The 15,440-nt window shown below is 60.1% G+C and carries 15 protein-coding genes and 5 tRNA genes; 5 read left to right on the forward strand and 15 right to left on the reverse strand.

Annotated features, from left to right (window positions below):
• Positions 1–175: 175 nt before the first annotated feature.
• The 8 genes from DW892_RS05865 to rpsF form a co-directional block, all read right to left on the reverse strand.
• The gene (locus DW892_RS05865; RefSeq protein WP_172622467.1) at positions 176–871 is read right to left on the reverse strand and encodes an NUDIX domain-containing protein; all 696 of its coding nucleotides are present in this window, start codon (positions 869–871) and stop codon (positions 176–178) included.
• Between the two features lie 21 nt (positions 872–892).
• Positions 893–2,197, reverse strand: coding sequence for a phosphoribosylamine--glycine ligase (gene purD, locus DW892_RS05870; protein ID WP_117756931.1), 1,305 nt, complete (start codon positions 2,195–2,197; stop codon positions 893–895).
• Between the two features lie 118 nt (positions 2,198–2,315).
• Positions 2,316–3,602: an adenylosuccinate synthase gene (locus DW892_RS05875; protein WP_055251352.1), complete on the reverse strand. Its 1,287-nt coding sequence runs from the start codon at positions 3,600–3,602 to the stop codon at positions 2,316–2,318.
• 93 nt (positions 3,603–3,695) lie between these two features.
• Positions 3,696–5,093, reverse strand: a complete 1,398-nt coding sequence (gene dnaB, locus DW892_RS05880; RefSeq protein ID WP_006235827.1) for a replicative DNA helicase — start codon at positions 5,091–5,093, stop codon at positions 3,696–3,698.
• A 218-nt stretch (positions 5,094–5,311) separates the two neighbouring features.
• Complete coding sequence (gene rplI / locus DW892_RS05885) at positions 5,312–5,851, reverse strand: 50S ribosomal protein L9 (protein WP_022094073.1); 540 nt, start codon at positions 5,849–5,851, stop codon at positions 5,312–5,314.
• A 15-nt stretch (positions 5,852–5,866) separates the two neighbouring features.
• On the reverse strand, positions 5,867–6,133 hold the full coding sequence (rpsR, locus tag DW892_RS05890; protein ID WP_006235829.1) for a 30S ribosomal protein S18: 267 nt from the start codon (positions 6,131–6,133) through the stop codon (positions 5,867–5,869).
• Between the two features lie 72 nt (positions 6,134–6,205).
• Positions 6,206–6,658 (reverse strand): single-stranded DNA-binding protein, encoded by a 453-nt coding sequence (locus tag DW892_RS05895; RefSeq protein WP_006235830.1) that lies wholly within the window; start codon positions 6,656–6,658, stop codon positions 6,206–6,208.
• A 48-nt stretch (positions 6,659–6,706) separates the two neighbouring features.
• A complete protein-coding gene (gene rpsF, locus DW892_RS05900) occupies positions 6,707–7,000 on the reverse strand; it encodes a 30S ribosomal protein S6 (RefSeq protein WP_006235831.1) in 294 nt (97 codons plus the stop codon).
• A gap of 505 nt (positions 7,001–7,505) precedes the next feature.
• On the opposite strand from rpsF, the gene DW892_RS05905 reads away from it, so the two are divergent.
• From DW892_RS05905 to DW892_RS05925, 5 genes are all read left to right on the forward strand, one after another.
• A tRNA-Ser gene (locus DW892_RS05905) sits at positions 7,506–7,596 on the forward strand.
• Between the two features lie 48 nt (positions 7,597–7,644).
• A tRNA-Ser gene (locus DW892_RS05910) sits at positions 7,645–7,735 on the forward strand.
• Positions 7,736–8,145: 410 nt separating this feature from the next.
• Complete coding sequence (locus tag DW892_RS05915) at positions 8,146–9,153, forward strand: hypothetical protein (protein WP_117766343.1); 1,008 nt, start codon at positions 8,146–8,148, stop codon at positions 9,151–9,153.
• 223 nt (positions 9,154–9,376) lie between these two features.
• Positions 9,377–10,066 (forward strand): trimeric intracellular cation channel family protein, encoded by a 690-nt coding sequence (locus DW892_RS05920; protein WP_233546847.1) that lies wholly within the window; start codon positions 9,377–9,379, stop codon positions 10,064–10,066.
• A 106-nt stretch (positions 10,067–10,172) separates the two neighbouring features.
• Positions 10,173–11,318, forward strand: coding sequence for a polymer-forming cytoskeletal protein (locus tag DW892_RS05925; RefSeq protein WP_117766347.1), 1,146 nt, complete (start codon positions 10,173–10,175; stop codon positions 11,316–11,318).
• A 128-nt stretch (positions 11,319–11,446) separates the two neighbouring features.
• Here the strand turns inward: DW892_RS05925 and typA are convergent, their stop codons facing one another.
• The 7 genes from typA to DW892_RS05960 all read right to left on the reverse strand — a co-directional run bounded on the left by typA (position 11,447) and on the right by DW892_RS05960 (position 15,258).
• Entirely contained in the window at positions 11,447–13,285 is a 1,839-nt protein-coding gene (gene typA / locus DW892_RS05930) for a translational GTPase TypA (protein WP_117766349.1), read from the reverse strand.
• 117 nt (positions 13,286–13,402) lie between these two features.
• On the reverse strand, positions 13,403–13,852 hold the full coding sequence (locus DW892_RS05935; protein ID WP_089572580.1) for a hypothetical protein: 450 nt from the start codon (positions 13,850–13,852) through the stop codon (positions 13,403–13,405).
• Between the two features lie 30 nt (positions 13,853–13,882).
• The gene (locus DW892_RS05940; protein WP_117756927.1) at positions 13,883–14,239 is read right to left on the reverse strand and encodes a hypothetical protein; all 357 of its coding nucleotides are present in this window, start codon (positions 14,237–14,239) and stop codon (positions 13,883–13,885) included.
• A gap of 33 nt (positions 14,240–14,272) precedes the next feature.
• Positions 14,273–14,773, reverse strand: a complete 501-nt coding sequence (locus DW892_RS05945; RefSeq protein WP_117756926.1) for a bifunctional nuclease family protein — start codon at positions 14,771–14,773, stop codon at positions 14,273–14,275.
• A 184-nt stretch (positions 14,774–14,957) separates the two neighbouring features.
• Positions 14,958–15,034 (reverse strand) — tRNA-Ile (locus DW892_RS05950).
• A 4-nt stretch (positions 15,035–15,038) separates the two neighbouring features.
• Positions 15,039–15,114, reverse strand: a tRNA-Ala gene (locus tag DW892_RS05955).
• 67 nt (positions 15,115–15,181) lie between these two features.
• Positions 15,182–15,258: transfer RNA gene (locus DW892_RS05960), tRNA-Ile, on the reverse strand.
• Positions 15,259–15,440 lie beyond the last annotated feature (182 nt).

The following is a 15,440-nucleotide window of genomic DNA, read 5'->3' on the forward strand; positions in this document are numbered from 1 at the left end:
ACAAGCATAACGCCGATGTTCTGGCAGCGTCAGCGAAAACGTCCCTAAGCGAGCAAGGTGCCTTGAAAGAGGAGCGACGCGTACTTCGGTACGCGAGCGACGATTGAAAGGCAGATTGCCGCTTAGGGGCGTTTGCAGCGTCGACTCGTTACGCGGTTTGGTAAAACCGCGTAACCTAGAGCTCCGCGCCCCCAAGGCGATGCGCGATGCTATCGCAGGCCAAGGCGCCCACGACGGTCTTGGCGTCTTCGATCTTGCCGTCGAGTACGGCGTCGATCAACTCGTGCAGTGGCACCAGGTCCACGTTGACAAACTCGTCATCATCGGGGTTGGGCGCATCAAACTCCAGCTTGGTAGCCAAGTAGATGTGAATGATCTCGTCGCAAAAACCACAGGACGTGACAATCGACGTCAAAAAGCGAATGCGACCAGCCCTAAAGCCCGTCTCCTCATGCAGCTCGCGTTTGGCGCAATCGAGCGGGTCCTCGCCTGGATCGAGCTTGCCGGCGGGAATCTCGACCGTCACACGGTCGATGGCGGTGCGGTACTGACGCACCAGCACAATCTTGCCGCTCTCGGTCAGCGCCACAACGGCCGCCGCACCCGGATGGCGAACGATATCGCGGGCGCTGCGGCGACCGTTAGGCAGCTCAACCTCAAGACGGTGGACGTCGAGGATCTTGCCCTTCCAGGCGCACTCCTCCGAAAGAATCTTCTCGTGCAGCTCGGCATCGTGCGGGTCGTCGTCGCCCAGCACCAGCGCCGGCTCGTCAGCGACCTCGCCACCAGGTTCGCCCTCGGCGTGCCCATACATGCGGCTGTCCTCCTCGACGATCTGTGCGTCCACGAGCTCTTCGTTCTTCTCGTCCATCCGTCTCATTCCTCTCGGATTTTAGGCATCCCAGGCGTCGCGGCCGCGCAGCGCACGCAGGCCGATGTCGTGGCGCAGGGTCTTACCCTCAAAATCAATCTTCTCGCAGGCCTCGTAGGCAAGGTTGCGAGCGTTCTCGAACGTGTCGCCCAGAGCGGTCACGGCAAGCACGCGGCCACCATTGGTCACGAGCTGGCCGTCCACCACGGCAGTGCCCGCGTGGTACACGGTCACGTTCTCCATGGCCTCGGCATCGGCAATACCGGTGATGACCTTGCCCTTCTCGTAGCTGCCGGGATAACCCGCACTCGTCAGGACAACGGCCACGGCCCACTCGTCACGCCAGTCGAGCTCAATCTGATCGAGCTCGCAGTTGGCGCAGGCCAGCATGACCTCGACCAGGTCGTTCTTAAGGCGCGGGAGCACGACCTGCGTCTCGGGGTCGCCAAAGCGGGCGTTGAACTCCAGCACCTTGGGGCCGGCGGGGGTGAGCATAAAGCCGCCATACAGGCAGCCGCGGTAGTCGATGCCCTCGGCAGCAAGCTCGGCAACGGTCTGCTCCATGACCGCCACCATGGTGGCGTGCTCCTCGTCGGTCACGATGGGCACCGGGCTGTAGACGCCCATGCCGCCGGTGTTGGGACCCTTGTCGCCCTCGAGCGCGCGCTTGTGGTCCTGCGAGGTGGCCATGGGGCGCACGGTCTTGCCGTCGGTAAAGGCCAAAAGCGAGCACTCGGGGCCGGTCAGCATCTCCTCGATAACCACGGTATTGCCGGCATCGCCAAAGGTGCCGCCAAAGCACTCGCGCACGGCCTCCTCGGCCTGCTCAAGTTCGATCGCCACGATGACGCCCTTGCCCGCGGCAAGGCCGTCGGCCTTGACGACCAGCGGGGCGCCCTGCTCGCGCACGTAGGCGAGAGCCGAAGCCTCGTCGGTAAACGAGCCGTAGGCTGCCGTCGGAATGCCCGCGCGCTCCATGAGCTGCTTGGAGAACAGCTTGGAGCCCTCCATCTGGGCGCCCTCGGCACCCGGGCCAAAGCAGAGAATACCCGCCGCGCGCACGGCGTCGGCCACACCCGCCACGAGCGGAGCCTCGGGGCCAATTACCACGAGTCCGCATCCGTGGCTCTGCGCAAACGCCGCCACGGCCGCAGGATCGCAGTCGTCGAGAACAACGTTCTCGCCGCAGCTCGCGGTGCCGCCGTTGCCCGGCGCGATGTAGAGCTTGCCGGCGCGCGGTGATGCTGCGAGCTTAGCTGCCAAAGCATGCTCACGGCCGCCGCTGCCCAACAACAGGATGTCGATGGTTTGAGTGTCCGCCTTCAAGGGTGCCTCCTCTATGGATGAATGGCCCGCTCCGCGCGAGCCCTTTGCAAGCAAATATACCCCTCGGCCGCCCGCTTGGGCTGCAAAGGGGTATATCGCAATAACCAAATAGTCCCGATTACTTCCAGAATCGGTTGATGATCTGCTCGCGACCGGCGCCGACGCCAATGAACGTCACGCGGGTGTGTGCCAGATCCTCGATAAACGCCACGTAGTCCTGAGCCTCCTGCGGCAGCTCATCAAAGCTGCGGCAACCGGTGATGTCGCACTTCCAGCCGGGGAGCTCCTCGTAGATGGGCTTGGCATGCTCAAAGCGCACCTGATGCTCGGGCACGCTGGTGTAGCGCTCGCCATCGACGTCGTAGGCCACGCACACCTTGATGGTGTCGAAGGCCGAAAGCACGTCGAGCTTAGTCAGGGCGATATCGGTGAGGCCGTTGACGCGTGAGGCGTAGTTGGCGATGGGGCCGTCGAACCAGCCGCAGCGACGACGGCGACCGGTGGTCACACCGTACTCATAGCCCTCCTCGGTCAGCGTGTGACCGGCCTCGGACTCATAGGAAAGCTCGGTGGGCATGGGGCCCGAACCGACGCGGGTGATATAGGCCTTCATGACGCCCAGCACGCGGTCGACGTTCTTCATGCCCACGCCGGAGCCGGTGATGGCGCCGCCGGCGGTGCAGTTGGAAGACGTCACGTACGGATAGGTGCCGTGGTCGATGTCGAGCAACGTCGCTTGGGCGCCCTCAAACAGCAGGTCCTTGCCCTCATCGATCATGTTGTTGAGCAGCAGGCTCGTCTCGGTGATGTAGGGACGCAGGCGCTCGGCCATGGGCAGGTACTCGTCGCAAATCTGGTCCACGGTGTAGGTGGGCAGGTTGTAGATGAGCTCAAGCTCGGGGTTCACGCGGGCGAGAGCGGTCTCCAGCTTGTCGCGGAACAGCGCCTCGTCCAGCATATCCTGCATGCGCAGGCCAATGCGGGCCATCTTGTCCTGATAGCACGGACCGATACCGCGCTTGGTGGTACCGATGTTCTTCTTGCCGAGCTTCTGCTCAAAGGCGCCATCCAGGTCGATGTGGTACGGCATGATGACATGCGCGTTGCCGCTAATCTTGAGGTTCTTGGTGGTGATGCCGTCGGCCTCGAACATGTCGATCTCCTCAAGGACAACCTTGGGGTTGACGACGCAGCCGTTACCGATCACCGACACATGGTCGGAATACATGATGCCGGAGGGCACCTGGTGCAGGCCGTACTTCTTGCCGTTGACGACGATGGTGTGGCCGGCGTTGTTGCCGCCCGAGTAGCGCACGACGGCATCGAAGTCGCCGGCGACCAGGTCGCAGATCTTACCCTTGCCCTCATCGCCCCACTGGGCACCGACCAAAACGGTTGACGGCATGTTTACTCCTTACATTCATGGACTGTCTACGCGCCACGCCGGCACGCAGAAGCACAAAACATTCCCAGTATACCCGTGCAACGGGCGCCTGTCCTACTCCTCGGCATGTGCCCCATCAAGCTCATAGAACTTGGTGGATGCCGGCAGGAACATCAGGTCGACGTCGCCGATCGGGCCCGAACGGTTCTTGGCCACGACGATACGCGTAACGCCCTCGTCGGGTCGATCGTCGCGCGAGGCTTCGGCCTCGTCGGCGGAGCGGTCCAAGAACATAACGATATCGGCGTCCTGCTCGATGGAGCCCGATTCACGAAGGTCGGAAAGCTGCGGGCGCTTGCCGGTACGGGATTCGACCTGACGCGAGAGCTGCGACAGCGCGATGAGCGGGATCTTGAGTTCCTTGGCCATGATCTTCAGACCACGCGACATCTCGGAGACCTCGACGGTACGGCTCTCGGAGCGGCGTCCCGGCGGAGGACTCACCAGCTGCAGGTAGTCCAGGATGATGATGGCCTTCTCCTTGTTGTGGAGCATGCGGCGGCTCTTGGCGCGAATCTCGGTCACTGTGGTGCCGGGCGTATCGTCAATCAGAATATCGAGCTTGGACAAGGTCTGCGTGGCCTCGTTGATATTGGCCCACTGCTCGGGGCTAATGCGGCCCATGCGGAAGTCACTGATCGAAATCATGGCGTAGGCGCAAATCAGACGCTGGGCAATTTCCTTGCCCGACATCTCCAGCGAGAAGAAGCCGACGGTATAACCGGCCGCGGCAGCGTTGAGCGCCAGATTCAGGGCGAACGACGTCTTACCCACAGCAGGGCGGGCGCCGATGATGATGAGCTGGCCCTCGCGAAAACCCATGAGCATGCGGTCGAGCGACGGGAAGCCCGTGGGCACGCCCGCAGCCTGGCCGCCTGCCTGGCACACTTCCTCGGCCTCGTTATAGGCCTCGACCATAAACTCGGTCAGCGTCTTGTAGCTCGACTTGACCTCGCGCGCCGTGACCTTGAGCAACTTGCTCTCGGCCAGCTCCACGACCTCTTTGGTATCGGTGGGAGCGTTATAGGCCAGCGCGTTGATCTCGTTGGTGGCGCCGATCAGCTCACGCAGCATCGAATCGCGGCGAACGATAGCGGCATGGTGCTGCCAGTTGACGAGCGACAGGGTCTGACCCATCAACTCCAAAATGTAGGCCTCGCCGCCCACGGCATCAAGCTTGTTGATGCTTCGCAGGTAATCGATCAGCGAGATGGAGTCGATGGGAATGCGGCTGTTGTACATATCGACCATCGCGGTATAGATGGTCTTATGAATGGGCCGGTAGAAGTCATCGGGCTGCAGCTCGACCTGGGCCTCTTCGACCACCTCGGGCGATAGCAGCATAGCGGCCAGTACATTGGCCTCTGCATCTTGGTTTTGGGGAAGACCCAACTTGGAGCCGCGGTCCTCAACCGTCAGCCCGGTCTCCCTATCGTCATATGCCATGAGCATCCTCATTCATATCGCTTGCGAGCATCCATAGTATCAGCCACGGTCCCAAAACGCGCCGCGCGCCGCCAATCATCACCGAACCAAACGGATGAACGGTCCTGTATATAGGACTTCGACGCAACGTTCACCATGACACTCACTCAGCGCAAAAAACAAAAGGGCGCCCTGGTTTCCCAGAGCGCCCTTCTTAGAACAAGATTGTTGCGTTGCAGCAAATGCTACTCGGCAGCAGCCTCAGTCTCGACCTCGGCGGTCTCGGCCTCGGCGACCTCAGCGGCCTCCTCGACCTCAGCCTCGGCAGCGAGCTCCTCGGCGGTAACGCCGACGAGAACGACAACCTCGGCCTTGATCTCGCGGTACAGCGAGATGGCAACGGTGTGGGCACCGGCAACCTTGATGGGCTTACCGAGCTCGACGCGCTTGCGATCGATGTCCATACCGAGCTGAGCCTTGATGGCGTCAGCGATCATAGCGGCGGTAACGGAGCCAAAGAGGATGCCCTCGTCGCCGACCTTGACGTCAACGGTGACCGTCTTGCCCTCGAAGGCAGCCTTGGTCTCGTTGGCGGTAGCCAGACGGACGGCCTCGCGCTTGGCGATGTTGTTGCGACGCTCGTCAAGCTGCTTGAGGTTGCCCTTGGTGGCGGCAACAGCGAGCTTCTTGGGGAACAGGAAGTTCTCAGCGTAACCCTGAGCGACCTCTACGACGTCACCCTCGCCGCCCTTGCCCTTGATCTCATCGAGAAGAATAACCTTCATGATGCGTCTCCCTTCTTAGCCGCGGTCGCGGTTGCCACGAGAGGAAACCACGGGGACGGTGTACGGCAGGAGAGCCATCTCGCGGGCGCGCTTGATGGCGTTGGCGATGTCATGCTGATGCTGCGTGCAAGCGCCAGTGACGCGACGGGGCTTAATCTTGCCACGGTCGGTCATGTACTTACGGAGAAGCTGAGTGTCCTTATAGTCGATGAACTCAGTGTTCTCCTTGCAGAACTGGCAGTACTTACGACGCGGCTGACGTGCAGAAAAATCATTAGCCATGTCAAAATACCTTTCGTTTGGCAACTTCGGCGAACCGAAGCCGCCTCTCACTCAAAAATAGGTGAACAACCCTTAGAACGGGATGTCCTCATCGTAGACGTCGACCGCGGGCGGCGTAGCCACCGGTGCGGCAGGACGTGCTGCGGGCGCGGGAGCTGCGGGGGCGTAACCGCCCTGGTCGTAGCCACCCTGGCCACCACGGGAGCTCATAAACTCGATCTCATCGACGATGACCTCAAGCTTGCTCCGGCGCTGGCCGTCGCGCTCCCAAGAGCTGTAGCGCAGCTTGCCCTCGATCGCGACCTTGTTTCCCTTTGCCAGGAAACGGCTCACGGCCTCGGCGCGGGTGCCGAACATGGTGCAGTCGACAAAGTTGGGATAGTCCTCCCACTCGCCAGTCTGCGCGTTGCGGCGACGATCGTTCACGGCGACGCCAAAGGACAGAACCTGGGTTCCGCCGGCGGTGGCGCGCAGCTCGGGATCGCGGGTGAGGTTACCGGTGATGTTCACTCGATTGATGCTCATAACTCACTACTTCCTCTTGGGGCACAAGCCCAGTCCAAAACGACAGTCTTACTCCTGGTCGTCGCGACGGACGATCATGTGGCGGACCACAGCGTCGGTGATGCGCAGGACGCGATCAAGCTCGGCGATCTGGGTAGGATCTGCGTGGAAGTTGATGAGGGTGTAGTCACCATCGGTGAGGTCGTTGATCTCGTAGGCGAGCTTGCGCTTGCCCCACTCGTCAACGGAGTCGACCTTGCCAGCGCCCTCAGCGATCGTGGTATCGATACGCTTCATAACAGCGAGACGAGTCTCGGGGTCGAGCGACGGGTCAACAAAGAACAGCAGTTCATAAGCCTTCATATTGTCACCTCCTCTGGGCAAATGTGGCTTCAGGTCGTGAAGGTGCGCCTGAAGCAGGAAAAGACTTGGTAATAATATCTTTCAACCTCCCAGGCCGCAAGAATATGCAGCTACAACCTCATGACCTCCACATATGCCCATACTCACACGGCATTTCATGCGTCTTCCAACCAAATGCTGACCAAATGCTTGACGGACCTGTGGACAAGATACGGTGCCGTGGGGACAAACTAGGTTAAGCCGCAGGTCAGTGGGCGCATGGTTGCGGTCGCGAAATGCATACCAGTGGTCCACAGCGCCACCCAAAGATTTTTAAATTCATTGCCAAGTCGCTCATGAATACCCCTTTTGAACAATTGAGTTGATCAACCACGCTGGTCGGGAGCCGGTTTTCGGCACCTCAAACCCCGCTGCAGCGCCAAGTGCGGCCAAGGCGTTTTAAAAAATGCCAACTTTTCTGTTTGCACTTTGCGATTCCTCGTGTATACTGACTTTCGCATTTAACGGAGAGTTGTCCGAGTGGCCGAAGGAGCACGATTGGAAATCGTGTAGGCGTCAAAAGCGTCTCCAGGGTTCAAATCCCTGACTCTCCGCCAGTTAATTCCAAAGCAGGCCTTCGAGCCTGCTTTGTTTTTACCCCACGCGGAGGGGTGGCAGAGTGGTTGAATGCGGCGGTCTCGAAAACCGTTTGGCCTGTATAAGGTCACGAGGGTTCGAATCCCTCCTCCTCCGCCATTAGATGGTATGAGCCCCAGCAATGGGGCTTTTTTCTTTTTGGGCACATTTCAATTACGCGCAGGAGGAGGGATTCGAACCCGGCAGGGCGCGGAGCGTAAAGAAAACGCGCCAGTGGCGCGTTTTTAGCGCAGCGCGGTCGGCGCAAGCCGACCGGATAAATTTTGAGCAAAGCTCAAAATTTGGACATCCCTCCTATTCAGCCACGTCCCCATCGCGGTCGATTCCAGCCCAAATCTCAAACGTGTACACCACCCTCCAAAGATGTCAAAAAATGTCGTTTTTGGAGGGTGATGTACACGTTTGCATATGACCCACACTGTGCACGAGTCGACTTACTCGCATCCGGTATATTTTCCCACTTCAACGGACATAAGAGTTGGGTATCGACTCAGAGTGAGAGGCCCCCAATGGATACCCCTGTTCTCGTTTCGCATAAAACTGCGTGGCTTGTCCATCATGCTCCGTGGGACTTGGTGCAAGCCGTCGCACAACGCGACTACCAGATAGGTGCGCGGGGCCTCTCCACCCAGCAACGCATCGCTCGCATACGACAGGCCCTCACCGACTGCGGCATTCCGCCCGATATGCTCAAGACTATCGACATCTCCGTAGTATTTGCTTTCGAGCGAATTCGCACCAACGGTGTCACTTGCCATGTTCTCGGCCAAAACCTACCCTACAACCACATTGACGAGCTTACGCCCGGCATCTTTATCATCGATGAAGCCTTCACCTTCGTGCTCGCTGCCGAGTGGATGGATAGGATCGAATACCTCGAGTATGGCTACGAAGTTTGCGGCAACTATCGCATGGGCCCCAATCCCTCTGACCCTTATACCGAGCAACCAGCAACCACCTCCAAGGACGAAATTGTCGAGCTACTCGATCGGCACCCTGGCAAACCCGGCGCCACGCGCGCACGTCTCGCGCTCAGACACATCTACGACCACTCGGCCTCGCCCATGGAGACTGCATCGGCAATTGCCCTTTCGCTCCCAGCGAGCGAAGGCGGCGTTGGCATTCGAGGTATCGAGCTCAACCAACCACTCGAGATCCCTCAACGTCTCTGGCATTGCACAAAAGCCCGAACACTCAAAATCGATGCCCTCATTACCTATAAGCGCAAGGAACTCGGCATCGAATATAAGGGCGGCTTCCACGACGAGGTCGAACGCAAGGGAGCGGACGCGGAACGAGAGGCCGCGCTCGCCCAAATGGGATATCGAATCGTTACGCTCACCTCGGCACAGTTTGCGAACCAGCTCGCCTTTCACCGTGCCATGAATAGCATTCGCGAAGCCCTCGGTATGCCTCGCTGCACTGATGCCGAGTATCAGCGAAAGCAAAACGAACTGCGCAAGACGCTTATCCGCAACTGGAAGGGCATGAAGGACATTGAGACGCCCTCCGAGTAACGTCGACCCGCACACCCCGCGCCAAAACATGTACATCACCCTCCAAAACCGACATTTTTCAACATCTTTGGAGGCTGACGTACATGTTTTGGACCCCTGGCATTCCAGCAACGCCACGCCCGCGCCCAGTCCCTACCGTTTGCCGAGCAATAGGGTCGCCAGACCCGTCAACCATGTACTATGTACGGGCATTGTTCAAACCTACAACTCAAAGGACCCCATCTTGCCCGTCGTCGCCGCTTTAACCGTTACCTCACATGCCTCGGATGCCATGGTCGCTATCCCATTTTGGCTCGAGATGTTCGCTGTTGTCGCTGCATCGATCTCGGGTGTGCTGGTTGCGCGCGAGCACAAGCTCGACCTGGTGGGCGCGGTCGCGCTCGCGGTGGTCTGCGGTCTGGGCGGCGGTCTTTTGCGCGATATGACGCTCCAGGTCGGCAACGTCTACATCCTCAACCAGCCCATGGCACTACCGCTTTCCATCGCCACAGCCGCCATCATCTATATCTTCCCGGCAATCGTCGATAAGCCCGAAAAACTCATTCCCCTGCTCGACATCATCTCGGTCGGCATCTATGCAGCAACCGGCGCGGACAAGGCGTTGGTGTACGGATTTGCGCCCGCCGTATGTATCATGATGGGCTTCTTTACCGCCGTGGGCGGCGGCATGCTGCGCGACGGCTTTATGGGCGTGGTCCCGGGCATTTTCCAACGCACCAACTTCTATGCCATCGCGGCCATCGCCGGATCGGCAAGCTATGTAGCCCTCGTCATGAGCGGCCTCATGAGCAATGTTGCCGCGCTGGTCGTATGCGTTGTGGTGACCATGGGGCTGCGCTGGCTATCACTGCGCTTTGACATTAAAAGCCCTACCGAGGAAGACATCGCGCGCTTTTTGCACCGTAAAAAGTAGGTAGCACAGCACAACCCCTCGAAATGCAACCGAGAGATTCTTTTAGAGCGCCCGCGCGGTGGGTACCCTGTTAGATACCTGTCGAGTATCTAACGAAGGATTCACTATGCCTTGCAACCAAGTACCGTCGATCCGGCGCCACAAAGCGCAGGCCCGCATCACCATCCTATTCGCGCTGATTGCGCTCGCGCTCACCGCACTTCCCACGGTGTCGTTCGCCGGCACCGACACCGCGGGAAACATGCTCGCAACCGAAGTTGACTCAACTCCGTCCGGTATCGAAGGCGACCTGTACTGGGCCGGCCAAAGTCTCAACCTAGACGACGCCTCCATCGGCCGCGATATTATCGCGGCTGGTGAGAACCTGTCGATTCGCGATTGCACCGTAGGCGGCGCCGTTCGTCTGGCGGCACGCACCATCGATATCGCCAAAACCGCAATCGATGGCAGCGTCACGGTGGCCGGCCAGCACGTCGTGCTCAACACCGGCAGCACCGCCAACTGTTTTTACGCGGCGGGCGAAACGGTCGCCCTGCGCGGCTCCGCCAAATCGGCGGCGCTTGCCGGCGACACCGTTACCATCGACGGCACCGTCGATGGCAATGTTGAAGTCTGGGCCGACAAGCTCATCCTGGGTAAAAACGCCCGCATCACCGGCACGGTGAACGCCCACGTCTCACAGGACCCCGAGCGGGCCGAGGGCGCCCAGGTTGGAGCCCTCAAGATCGACCGGACCGAGAACGAGAACACCTCTACGGTCAACGACATGATCGGCGGCATCGTTGCCGCAGCGCTTTCCACCTGCTTTGTCGCTATCCTGCTTGAGCTTGTCTTTCCGCGCGCAACCGCCAGCGCCGCCGGCATGCTCCATCAGCATCCCATGCCACTGTGGGTAAGTGGCCTTCTGGGCACGGTCGCCATCGCTCCCGCCGTCCTGCTGCTTATCATCTCGATTGCAGGCCTGTCGCTCGCCGGAGCCCTCATGTGCAGCATCATCGGCATCGCTTTGGTCTCGGCGGCATTTACGGGTACCGCGATCGCACGCATGGTCGGACACAACCAAAACCGCTTCGCCATGGCCGCCGCGGGCGGTATCGTCGCGGGCGCGCTCACGGCACTTCCTCTTATGGGCAGCTTTGTCAGCGGCGTAGCCTTCGTCTTCACGCTCGGCTACGTCATCCAAATCATTTGGCACAACGCCCACCTCAAGCCGCAGCAGCCGGCTAACACGCCAGGCCTTCCCACCGCCTAACCACCAACCACCACAAAGGGGACAGGCACCTTTGTGGTGGCGTAGGCCGCCTCAATCCCCATGCACCAAAAAGGGCGCCGACCATTGCGGTCGACGCCCTTTCTCATTAAAGCTATAAAACCCAGCACTTATTTGTTGACCTGACCGGCGCGGACGGCAGCCTTCTTGCGGTCGGTGGCGTTGAGCAGACGCTTGCGCAGGCGAATGTTCTTAGGAGTGATCTCGACCAGCTCGTCGTCGGCGATGTACTCCAGCGCCTCCTCCAGCGAGAAGGTGCGGGGCGGCACCAGCTGAACGGAGATATCGGAGGTCGAGGAACGCTGGTTGCCCAGGTTCTTGGTACGGGCGATGTTGACGACCATGTCGCCGGCCTTGCTGCGCTCGCCCACGATCATGCCCTCGTAGCACTCGGTGCCCGGCTCAACAAACAGCTGGCCGCGCTCCTGCAGCGTGCCCAGGGCGTAGGCAACGGCCTTCTCGGTGGTCATGGAGATCATGGCGCCGTTCTGACGGTTGCCGATCTCGCCGGCGTAGGGACCATACTCCAGGAAGGTGTGGTAGAACACGCCCTCGCCGTGGGTGACGTTCATGATGCGGTTCTTAAGACCCATGATGCCGCGGGTCGGGATCTTAAACTCAAGGTGCGTCACGATGCCCGAGGTATCCATGCTCGTCATGATGCCGCCGGAGGTACCGAAGACCTCAACGACCTTGCCCGAGTACTCGTCCGGGCACTCGACGACGGCCTGCTCGACGGGCTCCATCTTGTTGCCGTTCTCGTCCTTCTTAAACAGAACGCGAGGACGGCCAACCTGGAACTCAAAGCCCTCGCGACGCATGGACTCCATCAGAACGGACAGGTGCAGGATGCCGCGACCCGAGACCTCGACGCCGCTCTTGTCCTCGAGCTCCTCGATCTTCATGGTTACGTTGTTCTCGGCCTCGTTGAACAGGCGCTCCTTGAGCTGACGGGCGCCCACGATGTCGCCGTCGCGACCGACGAGCGGGGAGGTCGAAGCCTCAAAGACGATGGACAGGGTCGGCGGGTCGATCTCGATGGGCTCGAGCTCGACGGGGTTCTCGGGATCGGTGTAGACATCGCCGATATCGGTGCGGTCGATGCCCACGACGGCAGCGATGTCGCCGGCGCCGACTTCCTGGCACTCGGTGCGGCCCAGGTAGTCGAAGGTAAAGAGCTGTTTGACGGTAGCGGTGGCGCTGGAGCCGTCGTTCTTGACAACCAGGATCTGGTCGCCCTGGTGGATGGTGCCGGAGTACACGCGGCCGATGCCGATACGGCCGACGAAGTTGGAGTGGTCGATGGTCACGCACTGCATGGCGAGCGGGGCGTTCTCGTCAACCTCGGGTGCGGGCATGTCGTCGATGATCATGTCGAGCAGCGGGTACATGTCCATGTTGCCGTTGTTGGGGTCAAGGCGGGCAAAGCCATTCATGGCGCTGGCGTAGACCACGTGCTCCATGGCGAACTCGAGCTGGTCGTCGGTGGCACCCAAGTCGGCCATGAGGTCCAGGCAGTCGTTGTAGGCCTTCTCGGGGTTGGCGCCCGGACGATCGATCTTGTTGATGACGATCATGATCTTGAGGCCGGTGTCGATAGCGTGACGCAGCACGAAACGGGTCTGGGGCATGGGGCCCTCAAAGGCGTCGACCAGCAGCAGGGCGCCGTCGGCCATACGCAGCACGCGCTCGACCTCGCCGCCAAAGTCGGCGTGGCCCGGGGTGTCGATGACGTTGATCTTGACGTCCTTGTACTCGATAGAGATGTTCTTGGCGAGAATCGTGATGCCGCGCTCGCGCTCCTGGTCGTTAGAGTCCAGGACGCGATCCTCGACCTGCTGGTTGGCACGGAAGGCGTCCGTGGCACGCAGGAGTTTGTCAACCATCGTCGTCTTGCCGTGGTCGACGTGGGCGATGATGGCGATGTTCCTCAGATTGTCTACGCGCATGTAGTTCCCCTATCTTCTATCCATATACAAGCGGCACGCGTATGCGACCCACCCAGCAATGCAACGCTCGGCGGGAATATTGAGCCTTTTACCGAAAACTCGTTTATTTTAGCGATTTTAGATGAGAGGGGTTTCCTCACCTGCAGGTTCAGGGTCGCTCCACATAAAACCATCGCCGGCACCCATGCCCTCATACAGCACGTATGCCGAAAAACCGCTCTCGAGCGTGGTTTCGAAGAAACTCACGAGCAGGGCGTCGTGATAGCCGCCGTCAATTTCGACACAACCGGTGTAGCCGATGGCATAGCGGGCGATGCGGCCCAGCCCCTCGTCCTTAAGACCCATCTTGTGCTCGGAGATAAAGTTGGTGGCAGCCTCGAGGCATGCCTCCTCGCCATCTTCGTCGAGCGCCGCCAGATATCGGTTGGAAGCAGCGTCCTCGATCGCCACAACTACGCCCGGATTCTCGCCGGCGGCAAGGTCGTCCAAGAACGCGCCGATCAGATCGCACACCATGGCGTCGAGCTCGGCGGAGACGTTACCGGCGTCCTGCATATCCTGTGCCATCTTTAGACCTTCCCATCGAGTCTGGCGTCGTTACAGTTCCTGTGCCTCGGCAGCGATCTTGGCGGCAGCGTCACGGGCGCGCATCATATCCATCGCGCGCTTGTCGAGTACCTTGATCTGGTTGGTCAGCATGACCGCATCGACCACGCCCCAGATTACCAAGCCTGTTGAAATCGAAAACCCAAGCGCACCAACTGTACCACGAAGGCGCGAGCAGATTGCCGCGACAAGGGCGGAGACGACAACCATCTTGATAAACGAGCCGCGGCGCTCGCGAAGCGTGCGGGCCTGCGTCACATAGGCAATGCGAGCCGCCTCAGAAGCCTCCGAGCGCATCTGGGCCTCGCGCGCAATGGCCGCCGCCTCAGCCGACATACCGCTGGCCATCAGCGAACACTCCGCAACCCTGCCGCCCCGCATTTAGAAGTCATCGGGGGAGAGCGTATGGACGAACTCGTCGAACTTCTCGAACTCCTGCTCGTCGTCGACATCCTCGGCGTGGGTGGAAACAGTGCCCAGGCGATTCATGATGTCGTCCTCCACAAACATGGGAGCATTGCTGCGCACGGCAAGGGCAATGGCATCACTGGGACGAGCGTCGATCTTGCGCTCCTCGCCATCGGCCAGTACGACGATCGTCGCGTAGAACACCGGCGGCTCGGCGCGAACGATCTCGATGCGCTCGAGCTTGGCGCCCAGGGCGTCAACGGTATCGAGCAACAGGTCATGGGTGATCGGGCGCTCGGCGCGGCCGCTATCGATGCCGCGGCTGATGGCAGCAGCTTCAAACGAACCAGTCTGAATGGAAAGGGAACGCAGCGGCGCGGGCGAGTCCGATTTGCTGCTGCGCTCACGAAGCACGATAAGCGATGGCACGGGACCGGCGGCCATGACGATGGTCTCTATGTCGACACGAACCATGGAACACCTCCGGTACGTAGCGGTTAACACGCGGCAGCCCGCCGCATTGAATAGCTATACTACCCAATCTTTCGCACAGCACACAAAATCAAAGTAGTTAATTTGGGACGGGGCTTTTTTGACTACTTTCAGTAGGTAAGAAAAAAGCCCCGAGGCAACGCCCCAGGGCTCTTCACAGTTTTGATGGTGGACCTGACAAGATTCGAACTTGTGACCTCCCGGTTATCAGCCGGACGCTCTAACCAACTGAGCTACAGGTCCATCATGGTGGAGGTTAGGGGGATCGAACCCCTGACCTCAGGCTTGCAAAGCCCGCGCTCTCCCAGCTGAGCTAAACCCCCACGGAGACAGTAATAAACACCCCAGCGGCGACTCGGCTCTCGCTGGGGTGTTTATTGCGAAAGAAAGTGGTGGACCTGACAAGATTCGAACTTGTGACCTCCCGGTTATCAGCCGGACGCTCTAACCAACTGAGCTACAGGTCCATCGCGCAAGGGATATATTAGACGAGTCGTTACGCGCGCGTCAACAACTTTTTTGAAAATCTTTGGAGGGGTTCGCCCCGGTCGCCCGGCGGCATATGAAGTCGCCTGCTCGGACAGTCCTGACTCGCACGGAGAGCACATTAAGTGCTCTCCGGCTCGTGCGGAACTCGCGATCGACTTCA

The sequence above is a fragment of the Collinsella sp. AM40-7AC genome, from assembly GCF_003468125.1.
Taxonomy (GTDB): domain Bacteria; phylum Actinomycetota; class Coriobacteriia; order Coriobacteriales; family Coriobacteriaceae; genus Collinsella; species Collinsella aerofaciens_O.